Origin of the sequence: Colwellia sp. BRX10-9 (assembly GCF_014077405.1) — a bacterium.
Taxonomy (GTDB): domain Bacteria; phylum Pseudomonadota; class Gammaproteobacteria; order Enterobacterales; family Alteromonadaceae; genus Colwellia_A.
Map to the genome: position 1 here is coordinate 24,407 of NZ_JACGVV010000012.1, position 26,818 is coordinate 51,224.

Annotated in this window: 20 protein-coding genes; 14 read left to right on the plus strand and 6 right to left on the minus strand. The window is 37.6% G+C overall.

What is annotated here, in order from left to right; translation table 11 throughout:
• Positions 1–239 precede the first annotated feature (239 nt).
• The 6 genes from H4J69_RS20095 to H4J69_RS09075 all read left to right on the plus strand — a co-directional run bounded on the left by H4J69_RS20095 (position 240) and on the right by H4J69_RS09075 (position 8,766).
• A complete protein-coding gene (locus tag H4J69_RS20095; protein WP_182251945.1) occupies positions 240–4,943 on the plus strand; it encodes an RHS repeat domain-containing protein in 4,704 nt (1,567 codons plus the stop codon).
• Positions 4,944–5,502: 559 nt separating this feature from the next.
• Positions 5,503–5,658 carry a hypothetical protein gene (locus H4J69_RS09055; protein WP_182215939.1) on the plus strand — a complete coding sequence of 52 codons (156 nt, stop codon included), beginning with the start codon at positions 5,503–5,505 and terminating at the stop codon, positions 5,656–5,658.
• 1 nt (position 5,659) lies between these two features.
• On the plus strand, positions 5,660–6,085 hold the full coding sequence (locus H4J69_RS09060) for a hypothetical protein (RefSeq protein WP_182215941.1): 426 nt from the start codon (positions 5,660–5,662) through the stop codon (positions 6,083–6,085).
• Positions 6,086–6,161: 76 nt separating this feature from the next.
• Positions 6,162–6,818: an RHS repeat-associated core domain-containing protein gene (locus H4J69_RS20100; protein ID WP_310733521.1), complete on the plus strand. Its 657-nt coding sequence runs from the start codon at positions 6,162–6,164 to the stop codon at positions 6,816–6,818.
• Between the two features lie 5 nt (positions 6,819–6,823).
• On the plus strand, positions 6,824–7,609 hold the full coding sequence (locus H4J69_RS09070) for a tetratricopeptide repeat protein (RefSeq protein ID WP_182215943.1): 786 nt from the start codon (positions 6,824–6,826) through the stop codon (positions 7,607–7,609).
• 332 nt (positions 7,610–7,941) lie between these two features.
• The gene (locus tag H4J69_RS09075; protein ID WP_182215944.1) at positions 7,942–8,766 is read left to right on the plus strand and encodes a hypothetical protein; all 825 of its coding nucleotides are present in this window, start codon (positions 7,942–7,944) and stop codon (positions 8,764–8,766) included.
• Between the two features lie 228 nt (positions 8,767–8,994).
• Here H4J69_RS09075 and H4J69_RS09080 read toward each other — a convergent pair whose 3' ends face one another.
• Positions 8,995–11,178 carry a prolyl oligopeptidase family protein gene (locus H4J69_RS09080; RefSeq protein WP_182215946.1) on the minus strand — a complete coding sequence of 728 codons (2,184 nt, stop codon included), beginning with the start codon at positions 11,176–11,178 and terminating at the stop codon, positions 8,995–8,997.
• Between the two features lie 191 nt (positions 11,179–11,369).
• Between H4J69_RS09080 and H4J69_RS09085 the strand changes: the two genes are divergently transcribed.
• Positions 11,370–12,215, plus strand: coding sequence for a carboxylate/amino acid/amine transporter (locus H4J69_RS09085; RefSeq protein ID WP_182215948.1), 846 nt, complete (start codon positions 11,370–11,372; stop codon positions 12,213–12,215).
• A 214-nt stretch (positions 12,216–12,429) separates the two neighbouring features.
• Positions 12,430–12,864, plus strand: a complete 435-nt coding sequence (locus tag H4J69_RS09090) for a GNAT family N-acetyltransferase (RefSeq protein ID WP_182215950.1) — start codon at positions 12,430–12,432, stop codon at positions 12,862–12,864.
• Between the two features lie 78 nt (positions 12,865–12,942).
• Here the strand turns inward: H4J69_RS09090 and H4J69_RS09095 are convergent, their stop codons facing one another.
• Positions 12,943–13,824 carry a LysR family transcriptional regulator gene (locus H4J69_RS09095; protein ID WP_182215951.1) on the minus strand — a complete coding sequence of 294 codons (882 nt, stop codon included), beginning with the start codon at positions 13,822–13,824 and terminating at the stop codon, positions 12,943–12,945.
• 132 nt (positions 13,825–13,956) lie between these two features.
• Here H4J69_RS09095 and H4J69_RS09100 point away from each other — a divergent pair, with 132 nt between their 5' ends.
• A complete protein-coding gene (locus H4J69_RS09100) occupies positions 13,957–15,138 on the plus strand; it encodes an acyl-CoA dehydrogenase (protein WP_182215953.1) in 1,182 nt (393 codons plus the stop codon).
• On the plus strand, positions 15,138–16,379 hold the full coding sequence (locus H4J69_RS09105) for a CaiB/BaiF CoA-transferase family protein (RefSeq protein ID WP_182251946.1): 1,242 nt from the start codon (positions 15,138–15,140) through the stop codon (positions 16,377–16,379). The genes H4J69_RS09100 and H4J69_RS09105 overlap by 1 nt, the downstream gene beginning before the upstream one ends.
• A 35-nt stretch (positions 16,380–16,414) precedes the next feature.
• Here H4J69_RS09105 and H4J69_RS09110 read toward each other — a convergent pair whose 3' ends face one another.
• A complete protein-coding gene (locus tag H4J69_RS09110; protein WP_182251947.1) occupies positions 16,415–17,236 on the minus strand; it encodes a sterol desaturase family protein in 822 nt (273 codons plus the stop codon).
• The gene (locus H4J69_RS09115; protein WP_182242641.1) at positions 17,227–17,691 is read right to left on the minus strand and encodes an SRPBCC family protein; all 465 of its coding nucleotides are present in this window, start codon (positions 17,689–17,691) and stop codon (positions 17,227–17,229) included. The genes H4J69_RS09110 and H4J69_RS09115 overlap by 10 nt, the downstream gene beginning before the upstream one ends.
• 98 nt (positions 17,692–17,789) lie before the next feature.
• Here H4J69_RS09115 and H4J69_RS09120 point away from each other — a divergent pair, with 98 nt between their 5' ends.
• Positions 17,790–18,797 carry an AraC family transcriptional regulator gene (locus H4J69_RS09120; protein ID WP_182222433.1) on the plus strand — a complete coding sequence of 336 codons (1,008 nt, stop codon included), beginning with the start codon at positions 17,790–17,792 and terminating at the stop codon, positions 18,795–18,797.
• Between the two features lie 165 nt (positions 18,798–18,962).
• Here the strand turns inward: H4J69_RS09120 and H4J69_RS09125 are convergent, their stop codons facing one another.
• Complete coding sequence (locus H4J69_RS09125; RefSeq protein WP_182251948.1) at positions 18,963–22,202, minus strand: TonB-dependent receptor; 3,240 nt, start codon at positions 22,200–22,202, stop codon at positions 18,963–18,965.
• 553 nt (positions 22,203–22,755) lie between these two features.
• Here H4J69_RS09125 and H4J69_RS20105 point away from each other — a divergent pair.
• Positions 22,756–22,947: a transketolase-like TK C-terminal-containing protein gene (locus tag H4J69_RS20105; protein WP_259366834.1), complete on the plus strand. Its 192-nt coding sequence runs from the start codon at positions 22,756–22,758 to the stop codon at positions 22,945–22,947.
• A 433-nt stretch (positions 22,948–23,380) separates the two neighbouring features.
• Entirely contained in the window at positions 23,381–25,018 is a 1,638-nt protein-coding gene (locus tag H4J69_RS09135; protein WP_182215966.1) for an endonuclease, read from the plus strand.
• Positions 25,019–25,253: 235 nt separating this feature from the next.
• On the opposite strand, the gene H4J69_RS09140 is transcribed toward H4J69_RS09135, so the two are convergent.
• Positions 25,254–25,829, minus strand: a complete 576-nt coding sequence (locus H4J69_RS09140; protein ID WP_259364916.1) for a TetR/AcrR family transcriptional regulator — start codon at positions 25,827–25,829, stop codon at positions 25,254–25,256.
• Positions 25,830–26,096: 267 nt separating this feature from the next.
• Between H4J69_RS09140 and deoD the strand changes: the two genes are divergently transcribed.
• Positions 26,097–26,801, plus strand: a complete 705-nt coding sequence (gene deoD, locus H4J69_RS09145) for a purine-nucleoside phosphorylase (protein WP_182251949.1) — start codon at positions 26,097–26,099, stop codon at positions 26,799–26,801.
• The last annotated feature ends 17 nt before the right edge of the window (positions 26,802–26,818 follow it).

Genomic DNA, 26,818 nt, shown 5'->3' on the forward strand with positions numbered 1-26,818 from the left:
CTTAATATCCATACAACAAGTAAACAAAAAGTTATGCGAATATTTCATTATTTGAAATTGGAAGACTTAAGCATTTACAGCTTTAAATAAAATGAAATAATCTTTTAACCAGCGTTCGAAAAAGTAGATTAGTTTGGGTGTACCTGGTTAATTTATTGGCTGTCTTTTAACTTTTATTTATAAGTTATTAAAATAAGTAACTGAATATTATTGTAATTATTAATAGATAAGGGATTTCTATGAGATATTTAACGATAGCATTAATTTTACCTATAATGGCATTTGCTAAACAAATTCCATTCAATGAAGCAATGACTGCGGAAATTACTTCAGCAATTGTTAGCCAAAACTTACCAACAACGCACAAGTCATCAACAAAAATGTCTACTTTAGCTCCTCCTAGCGGTGGTGATCCCGGAGACGAACCTGGTGGGGATGCTTATGGTATTGCCAATGAAGATATCTTAGCGCGTATGTCTGTAAAAGATTCTGTTACGCCTTATACAACGGACTTACTTGGCGAGCATATTGACCTTAACTCTGGCACGATTGGATTTAGCCATACTGATTTGGTGGCTAAAGGGATTGGCCCCGACATTGTCATAGCTCGAAAGTTCTATCCTGAAGCTGCCGGTTTAACTGCTTATAATTCAGCTTTTTTTGATGATTGGTTACTTGAAATCCCCGCGATTCATACCACACTACTTTTTAATGGTTCTCGATATTCAGGTTCATGGGGAATAGGCAAAGAATGCTCTGGTTCCTTAAACCCTGGCGGAATTTCTGATCATGGTAACGTGTTTGAATCTCATGAATACTGGAACGGTGACTCTCTTATTTTACCGGGTCGGCAAGAGAAGTTAGTTGAAAAAAACGGTAGAAAAACAAAATCTAATTGGAAGTTCGATTGTTTTACTCGTTCAGGTGGCAATGGCGAAGGCTTTATCGGTCACTCACCCGATGGGCTTAAGTACACTTTTGACAAAATGAGATTAATATCCTCTAAGGGTATTTATCGAGATTATAAAGTTACTTCTCGGTATCAAGCCTTTATGTTGGCTTCAAAAGTAGAAGATCGTTTCGGTAATTGGATTCAGTATAATTATTCTGGTAACAAGCTAACTTCAATAACGTCCAGTGATGGCAGAACAGTTCTTATGACTTATGGAACGGGATCCCATCTAAATCATATTACTAAAGTTTCTTATAACGGACGTCATTGGACATATTCATATGGGAGTACGGAAGGGCTAGATTCTGTCACCAGACCTGATGGTAAAAACTGGGTTTTTGATTTAAGCCCATATAGAAATGCTAAACCAACTGTTGGTACCAGGAACGGTGACAAAATGGATGATTGTGTATACACCATAAATTATACACCAAAAAACAGTACTGCAAGTATCACACACCCTGATGGTGTAACTGGCACATTTCAATTTGAAGGAAAAGTTCAAGGAAGAAGTAACACGCTTGAAACCACTACTAGTAATAACGGTCCCTATATACAACCACAATGCTACGCAACCATGTCTATTATTGAAAAAGTGTTAGACGGACCGGGAATGTCCAAGATGACATGGAATTATGATTACTCAGAAAACACAGGTTTTGCCGCTAATGAAAATATCCAAAGTAGTATGTTATTAAAGGGTACATTACCGAGCAATATCAATAATAAAGATTATAAATGGACACAAGTAATAGCTCCAGATAACAGTCGAACAAAATACTATCATAACCGTGATTACTCCAGTTACTTAGACGGTAACTTAGTCGCTGTAGAAGAATTTGATACAAACGGTGCGATGCTACTCCAAACAAAGAAAACATTTACTCGTCAAAATATCGGTAATGTGGGATTTGAGTTAAGCAGTGGTGTTGCTCATTCAAACCGAGCGTTAATTGCTTCTGAAGTAAAAGAATACTATAGAGTAGGTGGTAAAGATGTTTTTACTCACCTAACCACCTCATATGATATTTATGGTAACCCAACGCAGGCACACCAATACAATGATGCTAATGGCAACAAACATAAATATATTCAAACCACCTATAATAATGATCCAACATACTGGCTAATTGGTCGGCCATATCAAACAAAGGTCTTTAACGGTACTATTTATGAAGAAGTAGCAAAAACGACTTATCACTCTGCTGCGGGGATCTACAAATCACAACCCGCTAACCAATACTCTTTTGGTCGTTGGCATACCAATTACACCTATTTATCAAATGGATTACCTAATAAAATAACAAGAAATGCCAATAATCAGTGGGTAAAATATTCAAATTATTATCGTGGAATTCCTAGAACTATTCAGACGCCTAAGAGCCGCAGTACAGTTTCTCAATATGGTTATCGAATAGTCAATGCCAATGCTCAGGTTACTCGAGTAACGGATTTTGAAGGTAACTGTGAAAACTACAGCTATAACACTTTAGGGCGGTTAACCTTAATAGACCCTTGTGACGAAGAATGGTCAAATACCAATATTTCATATTCACAGTCATCAGGTGGTATTGGCGTTCCAGGAACAGTTTCAGGTATGACGGTTCAAACGGTTAGTCAAGGTGACTACCGTAAACAGACTTTTTATGATGGACTATTGAGGCCATTGGCCGTAAAAGAGTGGGATAACGGCGATAGTAGTAATACAACAAGGTATGTAAGAACAAACTTTAACTACTTAAATAAACCAACTTTTCAAAGTCAGCAGACAAGTTCTGCGTCTACTTATTATGGTGTTAATTACAGCTATGATGGATTAGGGCGTCCAAAGACGGTTAATAACAATGCCATTTCAGGTCAAATATCTTATCGATATTTGGTTAATGACAAAGTAGAAGTTAATGATAATAAAGGCAATGTTACCACAACCACTTATTTGTCTTATGCATCACCTAGTCAATCAATGCCTATTTTAATTAGCTCACCCGCTGGTGTTAGTACAAGTATGGCCTACAATATCTACGGTAATGTTAGCAGCGTTAGCCAAGGCGGAGAGCATGAATACCGCGTTTATGATGATTATCAAAAGCTTTGTAAAGTTGTTAGAGAGGATGTTGGCCCGAGAGCTTATTCATTTGATAGTGTCGGACAGCTAAGCTGGAAAGCTTATGGAACGTCAATTAGCACTAGCACCACCTCGTGCGATAGTTTAGTAAGTAGTTCAAATAAAACGAATTACTTCTATGGGTACAGAGGAAATACTATTTCAGAAACATATGAGGATGATAGAGCAAACAAAAGCTTTTATTATGATAGAAATGGTCAGTTAATTACCCTTAATACCGGAAGTGTTGCTAGTCATTATTCATACAATAGTCTAGGGGGATTGGCCTCTGAAAGCTTATCTATAGACGGGAATACCTTCACCTTAACTTATCAAACGGATAATTTAGGTAATAAAAGTTCAATCACTTATCCCAGCGGGCAAGTGATGAATGTCAAGCATAATGCGTTAAGTCAACAATTGCGAGTGGGTAATTACGCAACAAATGCTAAGTATCATGCATTAGGTGCTATTAAGTCTCATAATTATAGCAATGGTTTTGTGTATTCTGCTACGCTAAACAGTGCTGGCTTACTTGCTTCAACCTATGATGTAAGAAGTGGTACTTATGCGATAAAACAAGCCATGACCTACGACTCAAATAATAATTTGACGTTCTTGGATGACCAAAAAAATAATGCCTATGACTTAAAAGCAACTTATGACGGGCTTGATAGGTTAAACCTGATCACCGATAGTTACTCGGGTACAGGAGATGTTAATTACGACACCAAAGGTAATATTACCTACTATAAAATAGGTTCTAAATCGATTGGGTATGCTTATGACAGCTTAAACCGTTTAAATTACACCACAGGAAGTAAATCATATAACTTTCTTTACGACAGTAGAGGGAATGTCACTTCAAATGGTCATGATAGCTTTTCGTATAATGTTGCCGGTCAAATGGACGAAGCAAGTGGTAATACTTATGTTTATGATGGCCATAACCGAAGAGTGAAAACAAACGATGGTTCAGGCTTAAGTTATTCGATGTACAGCTTATCTGGTCAGCTAATGTTTAGAAAAGTTGGTGGTGTTAACAAAGATTACTACCGTTTAGGTGGTAAATTAGTCGCCACAAAAAATACCAGTGTAGAATTCATTCATACTGACTATCTAGGCAGCCCCGCTGCATTTAGTAACTTAGCAGGAGTGATTATAAAAACTCTACACTATCAACCTTTTGGTGAAACGATTGGAACACAAAGTGATGATGTAGGTTATACCGGACATAAGTTCGATACAGATATTGGCTTAAGTTATGTGCAGGCACGATACTATGATCCAGTTATAGGGCGGTTTTATTCGAATGATCCGGTTGGTGTACGTGATATACATAGCTCTAACCGTTATGCTTATGCGAATAACAATCCGTATAAGTATATAGATCCTAATGGAATGCATAGCGCTGTCGCCCATGATAAATTAATATCCAATGCTTTAGGGAGTAGAATAAGTAAGCTAGATGTAAAAATAATACAAACGTCGAGTCGAGATTTTGACAAAAGAACTCAATCAGCAGCTGAATCATTTAAACATTCTATGGCTTCAAGTGCCCAAACTCCCGCAGAGGCAAAATCAGCCACTAATAAATTTGTAACAAACAAATTAGCTGATGCTAGAGATCTTCATCACAATGGAGATAGGGATGGAGCACTTAAGTTATTTGGGGAGGCTATGCACCCTGAAATGGATTCCTCTAGTAAGATGCATACAGATGCAAGAGGAATGCCTAAAGTTTGGACACCTTTGAATCCTATTGGGCATAGTCCAACAGATTGGATCGGTAATGAAACTTCAAATGAATTGACAAAAGAAATAATGGACTCGCAAAAAGAAATGATAAACGAAGCATATGACTCAGTATTTGGGCAGGAAGAATAATATGAAAAGTTTAACATTAAACTATAGGTCTTTTTTTTCAGCTTTACTAATTTATATCATTAGTTATATATGTACTTTCGTAGTGTTTACCGATGCTGATTGGGAGGTGTTTTTTAGCTATGTTGTGTGGAGTTGGTCGGGCGGAGGAGAAATCCCAATATTTATAAATATGATATCAATTGGAGTAACTATTTTACTAATATTTTTGGTGTTTATATTGAAATCTTTTAATAAAAAAAGTAACTAACTAGTCTTTAATTATATTCAAATTCTAAGGGAATGAGGGTTTACTTCGCACTCGCGGGTCTTTTTATTGTGTAAAATTAAAGTAATTAGGATTAGGTTGGTGTTTATTTACGTACATTTTTAAGCTGATAACTTTGATAGGAAGATTTACAAAGGACATTATCGTTCGGTTAAGACTCTGCTGAACGATAATCATCGTTAGCCCTGCAATTTTCTTGTTTGATCAACGGCTGCTGTTATTGAAGCAGTAGCAAGCAATGTTATTGAAACTAGCGCGAATAATATAATAAATTCAGTTTCAGGCTCCAATGAAATGCAAAATATTGATTCTCAAGGTGCCGCAACAAATGCTGTGGCAAATACAGCTACAACTAATACAACTAAATTAGCCGCGAGTAGTAAAAAAGTTGCAGTTATAACAGGTGCAGTTGAAGGTGTTAGAAAAGTAATGACGGAGGCTTTAAAATAAGATGATAAAACTTAAACACTTAATTTATATAAAAGAAATTAAATTATCACGGAAAAATTTTCCATGGACATTCTATGGACTCATTGGGCTGAATTTAAGTGTAATCGTTACTTCCATTGTAGTTGGGTTAGGAAAGAAAAAGGAACTTTTTGAAATTATTAGTGCTATGCCGTATGGTTTTTTAATTGTGACTTGTGTCAGTTTAGCAATATTTCCTTTTGTAGATATTTGGGAGAATATTGCTGACAGAGTTATGTGCTTGAATCTCGATTTAGATTATCAAACTGAGTTTTTAGATCGTTATGATATCAACACGCAAGAAAAAATTCGAGATGCATATATTAAAGGGCAAAAAGATAAAATTTCTGATACAAAAATTAAAGAAATAATTAATCAAATAAATCTAGTCTACGATAGTAAAGAATAGAAAACACTCACCCAAAATGGTTGTTTTTTGAATCCAAAAAATTAACTAGGCCATCCATAATAACTTTTGGTGAACAATTGGAACACAAAGTGATGATGTAGGTTATACCGGACATAAGTTCGATACAGATATTGGCTTAAGTTATATGCAGGCACGATACTATGATCCAGTTATCGGGCGGTTTTATTCGAATGATCCTGTTGGCTGGGTTCCTAGAAATCCGGTACACTCTTTTGGTAGATACACATATGCGAATAATAACCCTTATAAATATACTGACCCGACAGGTATGGAGGGTGAAGATTCATATAAAAGTGAAGTTCAAAAGCCAATACTCAAAGATATTACGGTTAAAATAGATCTTATAGTAACAATGGTAAATCTTGATGGTTCAATTACCTCAACCAGTGCAGACGGAACTACATCAGACACAGCGTCAACAAAACTTGATGAACTTGGCCCAATATCATTTGGCGCAAGTAAGGATAAAGCTACAGGAGAAACAACGCATAGTGTAGCGCTCGGAAAACAACTTGGGCCAGATGAGTTGAATGTTACTCCTTCAGTATCTGCTGATTCAAATGGTAATCTTACTGGTGCAGTTCTATTGAATGTTAGTAAAGTTGATCTAGCGGTTCAGGCACAAGTTCCTGCCTCTGGGATTGTTCACAACTTTAAAGTCTTACTTAAGCAGGCTGGGGATATCGCACTAACCTCTCCAACAGGGAATTAATAATCATGAAAGTATTGTTGTATTTATTCGTCATTTTGTATTGCGTAATTGGGCAAACCAATGAGAAGGTTGCTAATAGTGAAAATGATATTACTATAAAATATCAGGAGCTTAAAATGGCTGCTATTGACGGAGACATTAATAGTCAATATGAAATATTTAACTTTGTTAATAGTAACAATGATCCTAAATTAAATGAACATCTAACAGAAGCATTTAAATTTATGATTAAAGCTGGTGACGCAGGTCATACAGAAGCACAATTTACTATAGGTTCAATGTATCAAGCAGGAAACTTGTTGGAAAAAAATAGCGATGTTGCTCTTGGATGGCTTCTTGGGGCGGCTAAGAATGACCATAGAAAAGCACAACTTCTTGTAGGAAATAATTATTCTATTAGAGCTATTGATGCAACAGAAGCAAAAGTAAAAAATGAGAATAATGAATTAGCTATATATTGGTATGAAAAGTCCATTATTGATAGTTCCATAATGGCATTAAAGCAATATGGAATATTCCTTTTTATGATTGATACATTTTCGGCAAAAGCAGATAAATTGCTAAGTCAAGTAGCTGAAAGTGGTGATTCTGAAGCAATGTATTGGCTAGGTAAAATGTATGCTCATCGGTGGAATGATAACAAAGGGGATGTTGAGTTTGAACTTGCCCATTCATGGCTTGAAAAAGCGAAACTAAATGGGTATAAATCTCAAGAATTTATCGATGGATTAAATGAAAGGAAGAAGAATTACCTAGAAAGAATAGCAAAAGAGAATAAAGAGGAACAATAACTCCGCAGTTGAAAGTCTGTTTTATCACTTATTAGGCCACCCATAATAACTTATGCTGTTTTGTTTTAATAAACTAGACTTAAGTTACTTTTATTAAGTCGAGTGATTTTTATACCTAAACCTAGTTCATAACAAGTTAGTTTATTGGATACACCTTTTTATCTCATTTGCGGTCGCTCTGTACGCAAGACTTTTGTTTGTGGGGTTGATAATGAAAATGGGGCATAACTTGTATTTATAGATAGTTTTTTAATGGAATTTAGCGACTTACTTCTAATGGTAAAGTCACTAAAGATTTTTAAACATATAGTTTAATAAACCTGGAGAACAACATGAAAAAATTTACTACGTTTATAGCTCGCTGCATTATTTTAGTGTCGACTATCATCACAACATCGTATGCCAATGATCAGATAACAGATAAACAAATATATCAGTTAATGGATAAATCAGGGATAACCCAGTCAATTGAAGGACTACCGCTACAATTGCAAGCGATGGGACAACAAATGGCTTTAACGGCTAAAAATCCAGTTGAACATGAAAAATTTATGCAAGTGTTTGTATCGTCATTAAATCCTGATGTGATGCTAAACAAAATGACTGAAAACATAAGGAAGAATGTCTCATTAGCTGAACTACAGCCGATTCTTAAGTGGTTGGATAGTGATCTTGCTTCTCGCGTTATAAGTGCTGAGCTTCAATCTACCGATCCAAAGTTTCAGCAAAACTTAATGCTTTATATGGCTGAGTTGCAATCAAGCCCGCCATCTCCTGAGAGAACAAAAGTAATTATTCATTATGTTGAGTCATCAGAAATTGTAGAACAAGGGATGAATTTGATGATGGCGATGTTAGAAAATATGTTTGAAGCGTTGAAAATTACCCAACCAGAAAATGTTGAGCTTGCCACGCAACTCGATGCTCAATTAGAACAAATGGCGGTCAATATAAAGCCTTCAATGGAACAGCAAATGGTTTTAACGTCATATTTTATTTATCGTGACATCAGTAATGAAGATTTAAATGAATATAGTAATTTTTATAAGCAAGCTACCGGGAAAAAGTATTTGTCGCTGATGGTCGGTGCTATTGGCGATGGAATGAATGATTGGGGTACATCACTTATTCATCAAATATCAAAAGACAAAAGCTAGAGTTTTAAGGTTGTGGGTATTTAATTACCCATATTAGCCTCGCAAGGTACTTTAAATAAAGGTACAAAAATGAAGTTCCTTATAGCTATTGATGACAAGACCTGGTTACTGCCATTAATAAAAAGTCTGTTTAACGACGTTAAACAGACTTCAAAAAACCTACGGTGATAATTAGACAAAAGCTGCGAATTATCCTGCCACTATCATCAGTTTTACGCTATAAAACTGTTAATTACTTGCTAACTTTTGCATTAAATAAGTATGTTGCAGTGCGATTCGCTTGGCGGTTTCTTTAAGGTTGGCTGCAGCAGAGTGACCACCATCAATGTTTTCATAGTATAAAAATTTATGCCCTTGGTCTTCCATGCGTTTCGCTACTTTTCGAGCATGTCCCGGATGAACACGATCATCCTTAGTCGATGTTATAAAGAAGACTTCTGGATAATCTACAGCAGGGTCAATATTATGATAAGGCGAAATGCTCCGCAAAAACTTACCTTCAATTTCGTTTTCAGGGTCGCCATATTCGCCCATCCATGAGGCACCTGCTAATAGTGTATGATAGCGCATCATATCAAGCAGGGGCACAGCACATATTACCGCATTGAATAAATCTGGACGTTGGGTAAACATCACCCCCATTAACAAGCCTCCATTTGAGCCACCTTCGATACCTAAATGCTCAGGAGACGTTATTTTTTTGGTGATTAAATCTTGAGCGACAGCAATAAAATCATCATAAATACGTTGGCGATTGGTTTTTAAACCAGCCTGATGCCATTTAGGTCCATATTCGCCACCGCCTCTAATGTTGGCTAAGACATAGACACCGCCTCTTTCTAACCACAACTTTCCGCGAGTAGCCGAATAACTAGGGTTTAGAGAAACTTCAAAGCCGCCATAGCCATACAAAAGAGTTGGGTTTTTACCATCTAACTTTGTGTTCTTGTGTCGAACAACAAAGTAGGGAACTTGAGTACCGTCGGTTGAAGAAACAAAAAATTGTTCACTGACCATGCTTTCAGCATCAAACCAGCTAGGTAAAGATTTAGCTTTAGCTTTTTCGCCTGTTGCGGTGTTATAAGTATAAAGTGTGTCAGGATTAAGAAAGCTCTCTGCTGAAATAAAAGCAATTTCTTCTTTACTGTTGGTACTGCCAATTGAGACGGAACCATTAGCTGGAAAGTCTAATTTTTTAGAGGTCCATTTATTGTCATGCCAATCGAATTGATGAGCAGAGCCGGTTACATCATGGTAGATGCTCATCAGTACTTTAGATTTTGTGACGCCAAAGTTACCAATTGAAGATTTTTCATCAGGACTAAAAACAAGGTTAACAAGGTCAATTTTGCCATCATTCATAAAATCATCAATGTTAAAGCTGACTAAGTCGCCTAGTTTGAATTCACGCCAGTTTTCGTTTAATTTGACAATCATTTGCCCTTTAAACTCACCACTTAAATTTGATTTTTTAGGTATTGGTAATTTGATTTTTTCACTGATGCTGCCATCACTTTTGCGTGGAAACCAATAATACTCGGTGTCATAAAAGGTTAATGCCCGGGTAGTAATAATTTCGCGGCGGCCATCACTTAGCTCTGTTATACCCCCCCAATAGCCAACATCTGTTTGCTCGCCACGGTCAATTTCAACGGCACTCGATAACGCAGTACCGCGTTGCCATAGTTTAGAAACCATAGGGTAACCAGAAGTTGTCATGGTGTTTTCACCAAAATCAACCCCGATAATTAAGGTGTTCTTGTCTAGCCAATCTATACTGCCTTTACTTTCTTGGGTGATAAAACCATCGGTTACAAAAGTTTGAGTTTTGGTATTAAACTCACGTTGAATAACGGCATCTTTACCGCCATCAGAAAGGCTGACCATGCAAATTTCGTAATCAGGTGAAAGGCAGTTATTGCCTTTGTAGACCCAGTTTTTATTTTCACTTTTTGACAGAGCGTCAAAGTCTAAAACAGTTTGCCAAACCGGAATGTCTGAAAGGTAACTACTGAGGGTCGATTTTCTCCATATCCCCCTTTCATGTTGCTCATCTTGCCAAAAATTATGCACTTCTCCATTTCGATAAGACGCGTATGGAATTTTGTCTTTACTGTTAACAATCTCCAACACTTCGCTATTCATTTTTTCAAATAGAGGGTCTGCCATTAGGCGGTCGAGGGTGCGGGTATTCCAGCTTTTTACTTCAGTTAATGCTTTGTCACCTAAAACTTCCTCAAGATATAAATGATCTTGATCAGTTTTTCCTAAGGTGTCATAGGTAATAGTTTTATCAAGGTTTTCCACTTTCATTACGGGGGCCTTATTAGGTTCTTTATCATTTTGGCAAGCGGTGAGTGAAAGTGCTGCGCATAAAAATAGGGTTTTCTTGGGGTGATTCAATACAGACATAGTTCCCTTCTATTAAGATTTTGCTGAATATGCATCAATATAAGCAGAGTTCGGCATTACATTCAAGTCGCAGCTGAAATAATTGATTTTGCTTGGTTTAGTCTTTATATAGCTTGTTGCGATCTTTTATTGTTTATACCGTAATTAATAACAGATAGACTGCGGTCATTAATTACTTAACGATAGAATTTATGGGCTATTTATTTGCAGTTACCCTGCTATGGGCATTTTCATTTAGTTTAATTGGCGTTTATTTGGCAGGGCAGGTTGATGCATGGTTTAGCGTGCTTATGCGTATAACGCTTGCTACCTTAGTCTTTTTACCTTTTTTGAAATTAACACAAACACCAAAGCCCTTAGCGCTAAAGCTTATGATGATAGGCGCTGTGCAACTTGGCGTTATGTATAGCTTTTATTATCATTCCTTTTTATATTTATCTGTACCGGAAGTCTTATTGTTTACGGTAATGACGCCTATCTATATTACGCTATTAAATGATGCCCTTGAAAAACACTTTAACCCTAAATTTTTTCTAACTGCCGTTATCGCCGTCGGTGGCGCTGTAGCTATCCGTTATGAAAGTATTAACAGCAACTTTTGGACAGGCTTTCTGCTCGTACAAGCCGCCAACATCTGTTTTGCAACTGGACAAGTTACTTACAAACGCTTAATGGCTAATAGCAAGTTAGATGATAAAACGGTCTTTGGTTGGTTTTTTATTGGTGCATTAATCGTTGCTGTTGTTTGCTATGCCTTATTCGGCAATTCAGATAAATTACCCAATACAGCAACGCAATGGGGTGTCCTTATTTACCTAGGCATTGTAGCGTCGGGTTTAGGCTACTTTGGCTGGAATAAAGGTGCTACCTTAGTCAATGTCGGTGCATTAGCCGTGATGAATAATTTACTTATTCCAGCAGGTATTATTGTGAACGTACTTATTTGGAACAGAGATGCCGACCTAGTGAAGTTAAGCATTGGCGCGGGAATTATTTTAGCCGCATTATTATTCAACCATATAAATAATAGAGAATAGTATTTATAAAGGCTCTACTTATTGTTAGTTTCAACGTACGACTTTATTCAAAAGGGCAATGACTAAATTTAGTTGTCTGAAACAATGAACAGCGCTTTATAACGTGCTTACGGTTTCTCTTTTATTGATAAAAGATGATAAAAAGACTAGTCATTATTTTACGATAATAGTCGACAATTGTTAGCCACTTGTTGTGATGTTAAATAAGGAATATATGCAGAACTTTTCATGGGTCTACGACCAAGCCGACATTGATTGGCAGCAGTTATCAAGGTTATATCGTATTGCGCCTTTAGGTAATAAAGCCAAAGACGACCTTAATATTGTTTTTTCAAACAGTAAGTTTAAATGCTTTATTTATGAAAAACAAAAGCTTATTGGTGCAGGGAGAGCTTTAGCTGACGGACTTGATTGTTCATATATATGTGACGTTGCCATTCATCCTGAATATCAGGGGATGGGCTTAGGGCGTAAAATGATTAATCAATTAGTTGAGTTATCTTTCGGACATAAAAAAATAATATTATATGCTAATCCGGGTAAAGAAGGTTTTTATAAAAAGCTTGGCTTTAAACAAATGAATACGGCAATGGCTATTTTTAGTAATGAACAGCAGGCAATCGATGTTGGCATATTAAGTTCAACATAAGGTCAATCTATAAAGACCAAAACAACGAAGATAATTTTCTATGTTGCCTAAGCCTAAGCTATAGCCAGCAAAAAATACTTAGTTGATGGGATCGAGTGTAGAGGTTAAACAAGTCATAAAAGCTTTACTCGCTTTAGAAAGGTAATGATCTTTTTTCCATGCCAAACTCAATTTAAAGGCGAGTTTTGGTTCAAACGGAATTGATGTTATCTGCTGTTCATTTTGCAAAATACGCGATAAACAGGTAGTGATACCTACTTCATTGCGAACCAATGATTTTTGCAGTTCAATAAGATTCGTTTCCATACGTATGTCTAATGATAAGTTATGCGCTTTTGCATAGTGGCTAACCACTTCACGTAAAAAATAACCTTGATGAAACAACACCAGTGGCTCTTGACAAAATTGTGCCAATGATAAAGTTTCTTCTTTTGCTAGCGGGTGTGAAATCGCCATAGCAGCAACAATTTCCTCATCAATAAGCTCGGTATAACGCAGTTGTTGATTCTCTAAATCACCGCGGATCAAGGCTAAGTCGAGTTCGCCATTCATTAACATTTTCTCCAGTGCCGCTGTGCCTTGGTCAATCAAGTGTATTTTTATTTTTGGATACTTTTGCTTAAATGCCGTTAATACTTTCGGAAAATAATATGAGCCCATCATCGCGGAAACACCAAAGCGAATGGTACCTCGTTCTAAATCTTTCAGTTCTTCTAACTCTAATTCAACTTGTTTTGCTTGGCTTAATAATTGTGTTGCCAGTTTATAGAGCACTTCACCTTCAGCGGTTAATAAGGAGTTTTTATCGGTACGATTAATTAGCTTCAAACCAACTTCTTGTTCTAGCTTTTGAATAGCTATACTCAATGCTGGCTGAGCAATACCTATTTTATGTGCAGCCCGAGTAAAATTGCCTAATAAGGCTAATTGACAAAAATATGCTAAACGCTTTAAATTCATATTAAGCCTACTGATAAGTAAAAGTTATGATAAATATAATAACTATATATTATATTTATTTTTATTTTGAGGATAGAGTTAACGTATAAATATAAACTTTAGCGCATAACCGCCTACTAATGGAGTTACCTGATGAGCGACAAATTAACGCCTTTCAACTGGCAAGACCCGATGTTCCTTGATAATCAATTAACCGAAGAAGAGCGTATGATACGCGATACCGCTTATGATTATTGCCAAGAAAAATTGATGCCCAGAGTACTCGAAGCCAATCGACATGAACATTTTGACCGAGAAATAATGCGTGAATTAGGTCAATTGGGTTTACTAGGGGCTACTTTGCCTGCTAAGTATGGTGGCAGTGAAGTTAATTATGTTAGCTATGGCTTAATCGCTCGTGAAGTAGAACGCGTTGACAGTGGCTATCGTAGCGCGATGAGTGTGCAATCATCACTCGTTATGCATCCTATCTATGCCTATGGTACACAAGAGCAGCGGATGAAATATTTACCTAAACTTGCTTCCGGCGAATGGGTGGGTTGTTTCGGGTTAACTGAGCCTAATTCAGGTAGTGATCCTGCTTCAATGAGCACGCACGCCAAGAAAGTTGAGGGTGGCTATGCTTTAACGGGCAGTAAAATGTGGATCACCAATTCGCCTATCGCTGATGTGTTTGTTGTTTGGGCAAAGTTTGAAGGAATAATTCGCGGCTTTGTGCTTGAAAAAGGTATGACAGGGTTAACAGCACCGAAAATCGAGGGCAAATTTTCTTTACGTGCTTCAATCACTGGCGAAATTGTTATGGATAACGTTTTTGTACCCGATGAAAATATGTTCCCAGAGATTAAAGGCTTAGCAGGGCCTTTTGGTTGTTTAAATAAAGCGCGCTATGGCATCGCTTGGGGCTCTTTAGGGGCTGCAGAGTTCTGTTTTAATGCCGCAAGACTTTACACGATAGACCGTGAGCAATTTGGTCGCCCCTTGGCTGCTAACCAATTAATTCAAAAGAAACTTGCCGATATGCAAACTGAGATAAGTCTTGGTCTACAAGGTTGCTTACAAATGGGACGGTTAATGGATGCGGATCAATGTCCGGTTGAATTAATTTCATTATTGAAACGTAATAATTGTGGTAAATCGCTTGATATTGCTCGTGTTGCACGTGATATGCACGGTGGCAATGGCATCAGTGATGAGTATGGGGTTATTCGCCATATGATGAATCTTGAAGCGGTTAATACCTATGAAGGTACCCATGATGTTCATGCCCTGATTTTAGGTCGTGCCATTACCGGTTTACAAGCTTTTTGCTAATGACAGATACTCCTACAAACGTAAACCCTCCATCGGCATTAGCAGGTATCAAGGTAGTCGATTTAAGCCGGATACTTGCGGGGCCTTGGGCCTCGCAAATGCTCGCTGATCTGGGGGCTGAGGTGATAAAAGTTGAACGGCCAAAAGTAGGTGATGACACCCGCTTTTGGGGGCCTCCTTTTGTAAAACCCCAAACAGCCAGTCAACCGCCACAAGCGGCGTACTTTCATTGTGCTAATCGCAACAAGAAATCTATTGCCATTGATATTCAATGTCAGCAAGGTCAACAGATCATTAAAGATTTAGTGGCGCAGTCAGACGTTTTTATTGAAAACTTTAAAGTCGGTGATTTAGCTAAATATGGTTTAGATTATGCTGAGTTGAAAAAAATTAATCCTAATTTGGTGTATTGTTCAATTACTGGCTATGGGCAAACGGGTCCTTATGCTCACAAACCCGGTTACGATGCCATGATACAAGGCGAGGGTGGCCTGATGAGTATTACCGGTGAACAGCAAGGCAGTCCAATGAAGGTTGGGGTTGCAGTCGTGGATATTATGACCGGGCTATATAGCTGTAACGCTATTTTAGCCGCTCTTATGGCTAGGCATCACACCAAGTGTGGTCAATATATTGATATGGCTTTACTTGATGTTCAAACAGCAATGCTGGCTAATCAAGCGATGAATTACTTAACCACTAATGAAAACCCACCTCGATTAGGTAATGCACACCCAAACATCGTGCCCTATCAAACGTTTACCACCCAAGACGGTGACTTAATTTTAGCCATCGGCAATGACAGCCAATTTTCAAGGTTTTGTCATTTGTGTCAGCTAAACGAGTTTGCAGCAGACGACCGCTATAGCACGAATGCTCAACGGGTTCTTCATCGAGACGATGTGGTGTCGACATTGGCTAAAAAAATTAAGACACAAACAACGCAGTGGTGGATAGCGCAACTTGAATTGATATCAGTACCTTGTGGGCCGGTAAATACCCTAGAGCAAGTATTTGACCATCCTCAAATAAAACACCGAGCTATGGTTAAGCAACTGCCAAACGATGATGGCGATTTAATCGATGTTGTGGCATCACCCATTAATCTGTCGGCGACACCTCTGCAATACCATAGTGCAGCACCCGAGTTAGGACAGCATACCTACTTTGTTTTAAAGGATATGCTTAACTATGATGATGCCATTATCTCAAGTGCTTTTGAGCAAGGTGTTGTTGCTTAGTCGTAAGAACCAGCAAAGCTTAGCGGTTATCTCACTTATTTCTCTTTAACGGAGCTGGTCGGATAACCAAAGAGTACCTTCAGTTTTGCTTTCATGCCTTTACTGGTCAACATACTGCTTATTAAATAACGCCATTGATGAAAGGTAATCGTCAGTGGGTTATTACTGTGCAGTTGTCCAACAATACCGTATTTACAAGGTTTTCCAGATTCTTCTTCGGCAAAGGTGCCAAATAATTTATCCCAAATAATCAGAACCCCAGCAAAATTTTTATCAAGGTAACCTGCATTTATTGCATGGTGAACCCTGTGATGCGATGGGGTATTAAAAACTTTTTCGAACCACCCTAACTTATTCACAACTTGAGTGTGAACAAAAAATTGATAAGCCAAATTAAGTGCGACTACAGTAAATACGGTAATGGGGTCAAAACCTAGTAATATCATCGGCAACCAAAATAGCCACATACCGGCAAGCGGATACATTAAGCTCTGTCTAAAGGCGGTAGTAAAGTTCATTTTGGTCGAACTATGATGAACAACATGGGCGGCCCATAACCAATGAATATGGTGCGATGCCTTATGAAACCAATAATACAAGAAGTCTTGCAAGATAAAGGCGCCAAAAATACTGATAGGGGTTAGCGCTATATCAAATAGTCGATAATCATAAAGCCAATAAAAAAAGGGCATTAATATCAGTAAGGCGACAGCATCTGCACCTTGATGCATCAGAGCCAGTGCCGTGTTGGCGAAGCTGTCTTTGATATCGTAATAACGGCGATATTTAATAAATTCTAACGTAACAAAAATAATAAAGACTGGGCTTAGCGCCAGTAAAATAATTTCTATGGACATACCATGTCACCTTTAAAGTGTAACGCTAATTTTTTAAGTGCTTGCACTAAATCTTTTCTAATAAAAAAAGCCAGTATAAAGCTCGGTAACCACCAGGGGGCTTTGCAGCTAATATGGTAGGTAACTTCAGTGGTTGCTGGGATGCTACTATCTTTAGCCAAAGTATTTTCATTAAAATAAATGTCGCCGCGATGCTCTGCAACGGGTTTATTACCCATTATTTGATAACTTATGTGGTGATGGTCAGCGCTAATAATACGCTCAGAAAACTTAATGCCACTGATTTTTACTTGCCTAATAGCGCCTTTACCACCTTTTAGTTCATCTTTATTTTGTGGTTGAATCAGGCTAAAAGTTGCATCAAAAAAACGACTTAATTGATGATGCTCTAGCAAGGTCTCGCAAATTTGTTGCGGCGTTGCATTGATATTCTGTTTTAAGGTTATTGAGATCATAGTTACAACGCACCACTCTTGATAATTACCACTAGTATAAAAAAAACTTCCGTGGCAGACTTGCTCATAGATGACCATTTTTTAGCTTTAGGTGACAAATGACTACGTTGGCCGATCATTATTATACAAGTTGCCTTGATTACCTTGAAACGCTTGGTTTAGAGAGTCAAAGCGTTTTGTCAGCGATACACTTTGATGAATACGCTAATAAGCAAGCACAACAGTTAGCGCCTCGCATTAGTTTAGGCAGTTATAATGCACTGCTTGATTATGCGCAACAGACTCTAAATGAGCCAATTTTTGGATTTAAATTAGGTCAGCAGATCAGAGCCGCCGATTTTGGTGTGCTGGGTTATCTCATCGAATCGAGTAATAATTTAGCAAGCGCAATTTCATCGCTGTTAATTTATGACCGTTTGGTCGCTGATATCGGCAAGGCTGAATTTGAACAACAAGAAGATATTGCTATTATTCGATGGTTGCCAGACGCAAGCTGCAGCCCGCAGGCTATTTTACGTAATATGACGGCTTGGGTCAGTGTTATTCGCCAATTGCTTAACTCCCAGCTTTCACCTAGTTATATTTTTTTTACTGAGTCTTGGCCTGATATTGAAATAAAGAGACTCGCTGATTGGTTTAACTGCCCGATTAAAACTAATGCACAATATAATCAAATTATCTTTCCTAGTAGCTATTTAGCACTGCCTTTTAAAACTGATAACGCCGCTATTAATTTAGCACTTAAACAAGTATCGGCGCAGCAATTGTCAGGTTTTAAAAGCCAACAGTGCTTAGCCGAGAAAATAAGCCATCTCCTAATGGCTAAAAATGATTTGGACGATTGCAATTTAATACGCACAGCAAGTGCTTTAAACATGACAGTTCGAACGGTGCAACGTCAGTTAAAACAACAACAGACCTCGTTTGCTTATTTACTTGAAAGCGAACGCAAAAGGCGGTTACAAGGCTATATGGGTAAATATCCCTTAGGTACTATCGCCTTAAAACTTGGTTTTAACGATCAAAGTTCTTTTAATCGCGCATTTAAACGTTGGTATGGTTGCAGCCCTCTGTATTACTTAAAATATAAATTAATTAAAACATAAGCTTATTCTTCTGGGGACCACTAGATAAACCCCAGCAGGTAATGATATTTGTGAGCATTCTTATCAGTTAAAAGTTAGCCGTAAAATAAAAAAACGGCTTTGAATTAAATCAAAGCCGTTCGATTTTTATACAAAACTGTTATTAAGCAGTTTTACCGATTGGTATTAGAATTTGTAGTTAATACCTACCTTCATCTGCCAACCAGATGAGCCTAATACTGTTCGATCGTAACTGCGAGTATCAGAGCCATTATAAACTTTATCTATTTTATATTTACCATCACCATCTAAACCAGCAAAATCATAAATAGCTTGTTGTGGATAGCCCATTCGCTTTTCAACACCCCAGTCATCATTTAACATGTTAGCAAAATTGTTGACCATCAAGAATACTTCACCTTTATGACCTTCTGCAAAACCTGGGATCTGTTGCTTAATGCTTAGATCCATCGTTGTTACCCAAGGTTGTGTGCCAGTATTACGGTCAAGAATTTCACCTCGTTCGCTAATACCTGCTCGGTCTAAGAGTGCTTCTAACTCGTTCCATTTCATTCCTGAATCGGTCCAATTTACATTTGGATCTTCAGCACCTGTTGGAATGTACGCTAAGTAAGCCGAGTTTGAATAAAAGTCGCGAGTATCACCTAAGTCTTCATCTTGATAGTTACCTGTTACCCAGCTAAATGGACGGCCTGAACGACGTTCAAAGAATAAGTTGATATTGGTTTTATAACCGGTAAAAAACTCAGTTTCATAGCCTAAGTTAATTTTTAGGTTATGCTCAACTTCATAATTACCACGAGCAACGAAATCAATATTACGGCTTTTAATAACATTATTTTTGTAGTTACTTTGTGCGCGTGATGATGAGCCTGCGTGATTTTCTTCGATATCTTGATGAGCGTAAGACATGGTCATACTTAAGCCGTTGTCCCAACGCTTTGCTAGCGCTGTTGAGAAGATAATAGAGCGACCATTGTCTTGCGCGTTAGTCATTTGAATATCAAAGTTATCCTCTACATCACCGGTGTAACGGCTTTCATAGATTAGACGTTCACCATCAGCAGCGGTAATAGGATAAAGTAATGCGGTATTTTTCCAAACAGCTTCATTTTCTTTAACATGGTACATCAACTCTGTTGACCAGTTAAAGTTTTCGCCTAAGCCATCAATGTCAAAAGTGTAATCTGCGGCAATGCGGCTACGCCAACTTGAAGGGAGTTTGAAATTCGGGTCAGTATAGTTTGTACTACCAGCGCCTTTTTCAAGTGAGCTGATTATTTCGCTAGGAACATTGAAGTCAATCTCAACAAGTCTATCTTTATAATAATCTTCAACCACTTTACTTGATGCAGCAACCAGCGTAATACCGTCATTTTGAAATGGGTTGTTATACCAAACATTTGGGATACCACCTTGAAAACGACCAATACCCGCAGAAAGTGTTAGTTTTTCAGAGAATCTCCATTCAATATTAACCCGTGGTAAAATAATATCTAAACCGTCAAGATTTTCTTGATTAGTGTAACCGTAAGTTTCTTGAAATTTGCTATTAAGTGTTGGTTTGTCGCTTGATGATAATCGTTCATAACGAACACCTGCAGTAACATTGATATCGTCTGTTAGGTCGAAGTTGTCTTCAATATAAAAGGATAGTTGGCTACGTGAAACATCGTAAGCAAGGTCTTGAGTATCGCCGGTATAGGAATTTTGATAAGTAAATTCGCCATATCTAGCTAAATCACGTGCGGCAAAATCTTTAAAGCTTGCAAACTCCCAAGACCCTAGTGAATTAGCCCCAAATAAGTTGTATAAGTTTAAATCTTCATATTGGAGACCAAAATTAATTTCATGGTCATCCATCAAGTAAGTCGCATCTAACGACAATGTCAGGTTTTGAGTGGCTGATTCATTGGCATGACGGAACTGGTCTTGTCCAAAAACAAACTGTGGACCACGATATTCTGTAATAGCGGTTATTTCACCGATATCACTATTAGTATTGCTATCTGTTGCAACATCTTTGTAGCTTATGCCCATTTCAGTACTGAAGTCATTAGTCCAGTCTGAATAAATTTTAGTGGCGAAGTTATTAAATGTAGTTGCATAAGTATAGCGGTTTGATGCCATGCTAACGGTTGTACCACCGGTACCGGCATTTCGCTCATCTTGATCATCTTGCCATTGGTAGGTGAAATCAAGTCGGTGATCATCATTGATGTTCCAGCTTAATTTAGCTAATAACGTTTCATTGGTGTCTTCTTGATCGCCACCTAAAGAATCAGTGCGGCCATAAACATCAACTAAAATTGTATTGAAGTCATCAAATTGCTCTTGAGAAATGTCGTATTCATGGGTAGCGCCGCTGCCTTGGAAACCATAATCCATGGCCAACTCACTAGACCAGTTACTATAGTTAACAAAGAAAAATAGTTCGTCTTCTATAATAGGGCCGCCAACGTTAAAACCAAAACGTGATTGTGTTTTGATAGGGGCAACCGTTTTCGTAACAAATGTTTGATGGTCATCATCATCTAATATATTACGTACTCTGGGGTTCTTTTTATCAACGTCTGAATCAGTATAATAAACTTCAGTTGCTATATCGATTGTTTGAACATCACCAGCCATATCCGGTGTTGAAGTTTCAGCAAAGCCTGAAAATTTAAATTCATTAGATCCTGATTTAGTAACTGCATTAATGGTACCACCACCAAAGTTACCTTTTTGTGCTGAAAATGGTGACACATCGACTGATATTTGCGCAATAGCATCTAACGATATTGGTGGTTGCTCTGTTGGGTAGCCACCATAGTTAAGTCCAAAGTCATCATTCTGGCCAATACCATCAACGGTTAAACTGTTTGAACGTGGGTTACCACCAGCAATAATTAACTCGCCGTTACCATTAATACTTGCTAATGGGTTTAAACGGGCAATGTCTTTAATATCGCGGTTAAAACTTGGCGTATTCTGAATAAGCTCTGCTCCAAAAATACTGCTTGAACCACCTGATTTTTGAAGAAAACTTGAGCCTGTTACTTGAATACGTTCAATATTATCTGCTTGTAGTTGTTGGCTAATACGATGGGTATCACCAAGATTAAGAAAAATATTATCTAAAGTGGTATCACTATATGTGTCTGAATCAATAATAACAGTATAAGGACCACCCACACGTAAACCTTTAGCGGTAAAGGTACCTGTGGCATTTGTCATAAACTCACGGCTAGTTTTTGAAGGCTCATGAATAACGGTGATTTTAACATTACTAGCGGCTTCGCCCGTAGGGCTTAGAATTTTACCTCGCATTGAAGACGAGGTATCTGCAGCCATTGCAGAAGTCGATAAGCCAACAGCGATCACAATCGCACTGGCTATTTTTGACAGTCTTAGTTTGTTCATTTTATATTTGTTCCCTAAGTTTTTAAAAAGAACCAACGTTATTCTGTAACATTTTCATTGAAATATCAGTGATCCGTTAGTTCAAATAATCTCTATAAAATAATCAACGTTTCAAATAATTATTTTTACTCTTAAGCTTTATTTAGCAATGTTTTTCAATATCGAGCAGCATTTTTCTTCTATAGAGTCATCATTAAAATAATACTATCTTGTCATATGTGTCAAGTTTTACTTGACCAATTGGACAAGAAAATAATATTTTAAATAATAGTATCATAAACAATGAAACCTAAAGTAGGAGTAACCCTCTTGCCACGTAAAAAGTTAACTAATGCTATGTTTCCTTTGGGCAAGGAGAAGATGACCCAACGCATTAACCGATAGAACAACTAACCCATTTACCTACTATACCTAACCTGACAACTTGGCGTCCTTGTGATGCCACTGAATCTACTGTTGTTTGGAAAATGGCCTTTAAAAATCACCAGTGCATTAATTTTTTTACGTCAAAATTTATCAGCCATACCCCGCAATGAATCACAGTTAGCAAATATTGAAAAAAGGTGCCTGCGTATTAACCACTTGTAAAGGGGCACCAGAGGTTATCTTAATTGTGACAGGCTATGAAGTTGAACTTACTTTCAATGCTGGCAAAGTACTGACCGCGCAAGGACAAAAAGTACAAGTTGTTTCTATGCCATCAACCAATATATTTGATGAGCAAAGTAGCGATTATAAAGAATAAGTACTGCCAGTCGCTTTGACTAAACCTGTTGGAATTGAAGCCGCCCATAGCGATTTTTGGAGAAAGTATGTCGGTTTAAGTGGCGGCGTTGTTGGTCTTAGTCGTTTTGAGAGTTAGCTCCGGGTAAAGTATTAATGGCGTACTTTATCTTTACTGTTGATGAGGTTGTTAAAAAAGTTAACGTTTGGTAATAATAATTTAAAAGTAATGCCACAGCCATTAGATAATAATTTATGCTGTGGTATTAATATACAATCTGCACTATTACTTTTTGTTATTTGTTGACTACTTGGTTAAGATTATTTATCTTGGTGTCGTGTCAAATTTGCACTGTATTTGTGTACGTTTTATTCGGGTTTTATTACGGAGTTGCAAGCATTATGGATAATATAGGGAGTGTTACCATTATTTAATAAAAACATAAGGTATATAAATGAACTATAAAAATAATATTGCTGCTTTATTACTCTGTGCTACCAGCCACTATGCTGTTGCAGACGTTAATAATGGAAGCTTTGAAACATGGTTAGCAGGCTCCCCCTCGGGTTGGACGACGATTGATTCTGGTATTAGCGTGAATAAAAATACCACTGTTTTTCAAGAAGGTTTGAGTTCAGCTGAAATTACCGTTAATACCGGTACACAAGGTTCTACCGACATTCAACAACTGGTTAGTGTTGTTGCAGGGCAAACTTACGAATTTTCTGTTTGGGTTTACCATACAGAAGGTAGTATTAAAGCGCGTTTATATATCGATGGCTATCAGGGCTACTCGAATGAAAGTCTAGTTAATCAATGGCAACAAGTTACCCATAGTTATACCGCAAGCGCAACGTCAGATATTGCTGTTGGCTTACGTTTTTACGACATTGCCGGTTTTGATGGTTCTGAAATTGTCTATGTTGACTATTTTCAACCTACTCAAGCATCGGGCGGTGGGACAGGCAGTTGCAGTACCAATAATGTGACTTTTAGTTTAACCACAGATAATTACGGTTACGAAACTAGTTGGACATTAACAAACACGAGTAATCAAGAAGTTGCTAGTGGTAATAACTACGAAAGTTCGACCAGCTATAATGAAAGTTATTGTTTAGCCGATGACGATTATACTTTTACCATTAATGATACTTATGGTGATGGTATTTGCTGTACTTACGGCAATGGCTCTTATGAATTTTCCCTTGCTGGAACTGCATTAATTAACGGTGGTGACTTCAACAGTAGTGAAACCAAAACCTTTACTTTAGGTAACACAGGCGGAATTCCGGGTGGAGGAGGCAGTGGCTCAGGCACTTATTCTGGTACCTATTATGACGGCATTAGCTCGACATCAGGTTACCCGTTAAAAACAGAGCTTTATAATTTAATCAAAGATCATGCAAATCAGGGCTATTCAGCGCTATGGACCTTCTATGAAAACCATTCTTTGGATGTTTATTTTGAAAATGATGGCTCTATATTAGATATATATTCTGAAAATCCGCTGGTGAGTGACAATTATAATTTTATTAAAGTCACCGATCAGTGTGGTAATTATAGCGGTGAAGGCGGTTGTTATAATCGAGAACATACTTTCCCAAAAAGCTGGTTTGGCGGCAAAGTAGAGCCAATGAACTCTGATGTTCATCACATCTATGCAACCGACGGCTTTGTTAATTCGAAACGCGGTGGTTACCCTTACGGTGAAGTTGCCACAGCATCTTTTACTTCAACTAATAACAGTAAATTAGGCTCAGCAACCACGACTTTAGGTTATAGCGGTACTGTGTTTGAACCCATTGATGAATTTAAAGGTGATTTAGCCCGCGCACAATTTTACATGGCGACGCGTTATGAAAACTTGATTGGCGGCTGGCAGAATAATTCGGTGTATGGTGATGCTATTTTAGATGGTAGTAGTAATCAAGTTTTTGAATTATGGCAATTAGAAATGTTATTACGTTGGCATACCAATGACCCGGTCAGTCAAAAAGAAATAGATCGAAATGAAGCGGCACTTGGTCATCAAGGCAACCGTAATCCTTTTGTTGACCACCCTGAATATGTTGACAGTATCTGGGGTAATTAATTAAGGGAACTTCTCTTATTCATAGCTTTTAAAGTATTAGCTAGCAAAGTAACGTTAAGGCATTTCATTTTTAAAAGTGTAATGCCTTTTTATGTTCAGGATGAACGGTATGTCACGGTCACATGGATGTGAAGGAGAGACGATGTTCAGGATGGCCTCTCTCAGACATCCTGTCTTTCAAGGAATTAGTGCGTAATATTGCACGTCTAGCTTTATATCTATCAGTGTAAATTTTTTACTTACTGATACCACAACCTTTAAGAATTATCTGGGTAAGGGTTTTAGCCACTTGTTCAAAGTCTTCATTACTTAACTTATCTTTACCCATGGCTGCGTTAACTTGTGGGGCAAAATCAGCATAATGTTGCGTGGCTCCCCAAATAGTAAAGAGTAAATAAAGTGGATCAATTGGGTCCATCTTACCTTGCTTAATCCAGCCTTCAATAGTCGCTTTAACCTCATCTATCCAAGTTTTAAAACTGGTTTTTAAGTATTCCTGCAAGCGAGGAGCACCGTGTATAAATTCACCGGCAAATATCCGTGATGCTTCAGGATTAGTTTTTGAATACATCACCTTAGCAAGAATATAATCACCTAAGACTTTAGCAGGTTCTTCAGTCGAGGTAATAATGGATGAATCCCATAAGGTAAGAATTTCTAATAATATATCAGAGTAAATAGCTTCTTTATTTTTATAATAATAATGAACATTTGCCCGTGGGATACCGGCGCGTTCAGCAATGCCTTTTATTGATGCCCCTTTAAAACCATGCTCTAAGAAATCTTGCTCGGCAGCTTTTAAAATGATCAATTGATTCTTTTTTCTGACCCGCCCAGTTGATGACGTGTTTGGTTGTTGATTCTTTATTATTGGCATATTAATCAATCATCTTTGCAGCATTTATTAGCAGGGTGGCAAATATAAGCTATTTCAACAATAAAGTTAATAGTCAATTTAGGGTTTAATTTTAGTAGAATTATGATTTTACTTGACACTGGTGTCAGGTTATTTCTATTATGTGAAAATAAATAGCTATAAAATAATTAAAACATCTCTGAACTATTAGGAAAATTTATTATGCCAACACCACATATCTCAGCTAATGTCGGAGATTTTGCCGAAACGGTTATCATGCCGGGTGATCCCTTACGTGCAAAATTCATCGCAGACAACTACCTAACCAATGTTAAACAGGTCACCGAAGTTAGAAATATGTTTGGTTACACGGGCGAATACAAAGGTAAACGTATTTCAGTGATGGGCTCAGGTATGGGGATCCCTTCGATGTCTATTTATGCGACTGAGCTTTACCGAGATTATGGCGTTGAAAATATTATTCGTGTTGGTAGCTGTGGTTCAATTCGTGACGATATACAACTTGAAGATATCGTTATTGGTATGGGTGCCAGCACCGACTCTAATGTTAATCGTCAACGATTGAATAATTATGATTTTGCGGCTATAGCTAACTATGAGTTACTCGAAAAAGTGGTTAGCACCGCGAAGCGTTTAGGCAAAACGCCGAAAGTAGGTAATGTTTTTTCAGCTGATTTGTTTTATGTACCAGAATTTGAAGTATTCGCGAAGTTAGAACAATATGGCATTCTTGCGGTAGAAATGGAAGCGGCTGGTCTTTATGGCGTTGCCGCTGAATTAGGTAAAAAAGCGCTATGCCTGCTAACAGTAAGTGATCATATTAAAACGGGCGAAAAAATGTCAGCAGAAGATCGTCAGTTAAAATTTGGCGAAATGATTGAAGTTACTCTAGAAAGTATTCTTTAGTTTTAGTACGCATATTT

Bases quoted from the DNA above. Each gene is read 5' to 3' on its own strand.
- H4J69_RS20095 (WP_182251945.1), top strand. From the start codon at position 240: ATGAGATATTTAACGATAGCATTAATTTTACCTATAATGGCATTTGCT.
- H4J69_RS09055 (WP_182215939.1), top strand. From the start codon at position 5,503: ATGCAAAATATTGATTCTCAAGGTGCCGCAACAAATGCTGTGGCAAAT.
- H4J69_RS09060 (WP_182215941.1), top strand. From the start codon at position 5,660: ATGATAAAACTTAAACACTTAATTTATATAAAAGAAATTAAATTATCA.
- H4J69_RS09070 (WP_182215943.1), top strand. From the start codon at position 6,824: ATGAAAGTATTGTTGTATTTATTCGTCATTTTGTATTGCGTAATTGGG.
- H4J69_RS09075 (WP_182215944.1), top strand. From the start codon at position 7,942: ATGAAAAAATTTACTACGTTTATAGCTCGCTGCATTATTTTAGTGTCG.
- H4J69_RS09080 (WP_182215946.1), bottom strand. From the start codon at position 11,178: ATGTCTGTATTGAATCACCCCAAGAAAACCCTATTTTTATGCGCAGCA.
- H4J69_RS09085 (WP_182215948.1), top strand. From the start codon at position 11,370: ATGGGCTATTTATTTGCAGTTACCCTGCTATGGGCATTTTCATTTAGT.
- H4J69_RS09090 (WP_182215950.1), top strand. From the start codon at position 12,430: ATGCAGAACTTTTCATGGGTCTACGACCAAGCCGACATTGATTGGCAG.
- H4J69_RS09095 (WP_182215951.1), bottom strand. From the start codon at position 13,824: ATGAATTTAAAGCGTTTAGCATATTTTTGTCAATTAGCCTTATTAGGC.
- H4J69_RS09100 (WP_182215953.1), top strand. From the start codon at position 13,957: ATGAGCGACAAATTAACGCCTTTCAACTGGCAAGACCCGATGTTCCTT.
- H4J69_RS09105 (WP_182251946.1), top strand. From the start codon at position 15,138: ATGACAGATACTCCTACAAACGTAAACCCTCCATCGGCATTAGCAGGT.
- H4J69_RS09110 (WP_182251947.1), bottom strand. From the start codon at position 17,236: ATGTCCATAGAAATTATTTTACTGGCGCTAAGCCCAGTCTTTATTATT.
- H4J69_RS09115 (WP_182242641.1), bottom strand. From the start codon at position 17,691: ATGATCTCAATAACCTTAAAACAGAATATCAATGCAACGCCGCAACAA.
- H4J69_RS09120 (WP_182222433.1), top strand. From the start codon at position 17,790: ATGACTACGTTGGCCGATCATTATTATACAAGTTGCCTTGATTACCTT.
- H4J69_RS09125 (WP_182251948.1), bottom strand. From the start codon at position 22,202: ATGAACAAACTAAGACTGTCAAAAATAGCCAGTGCGATTGTGATCGCT.
- H4J69_RS09135 (WP_182215966.1), top strand. From the start codon at position 23,381: ATGAACTATAAAAATAATATTGCTGCTTTATTACTCTGTGCTACCAGC.
- deoD (WP_182251949.1), top strand. From the start codon at position 26,097: ATGCCAACACCACATATCTCAGCTAATGTCGGAGATTTTGCCGAAACG.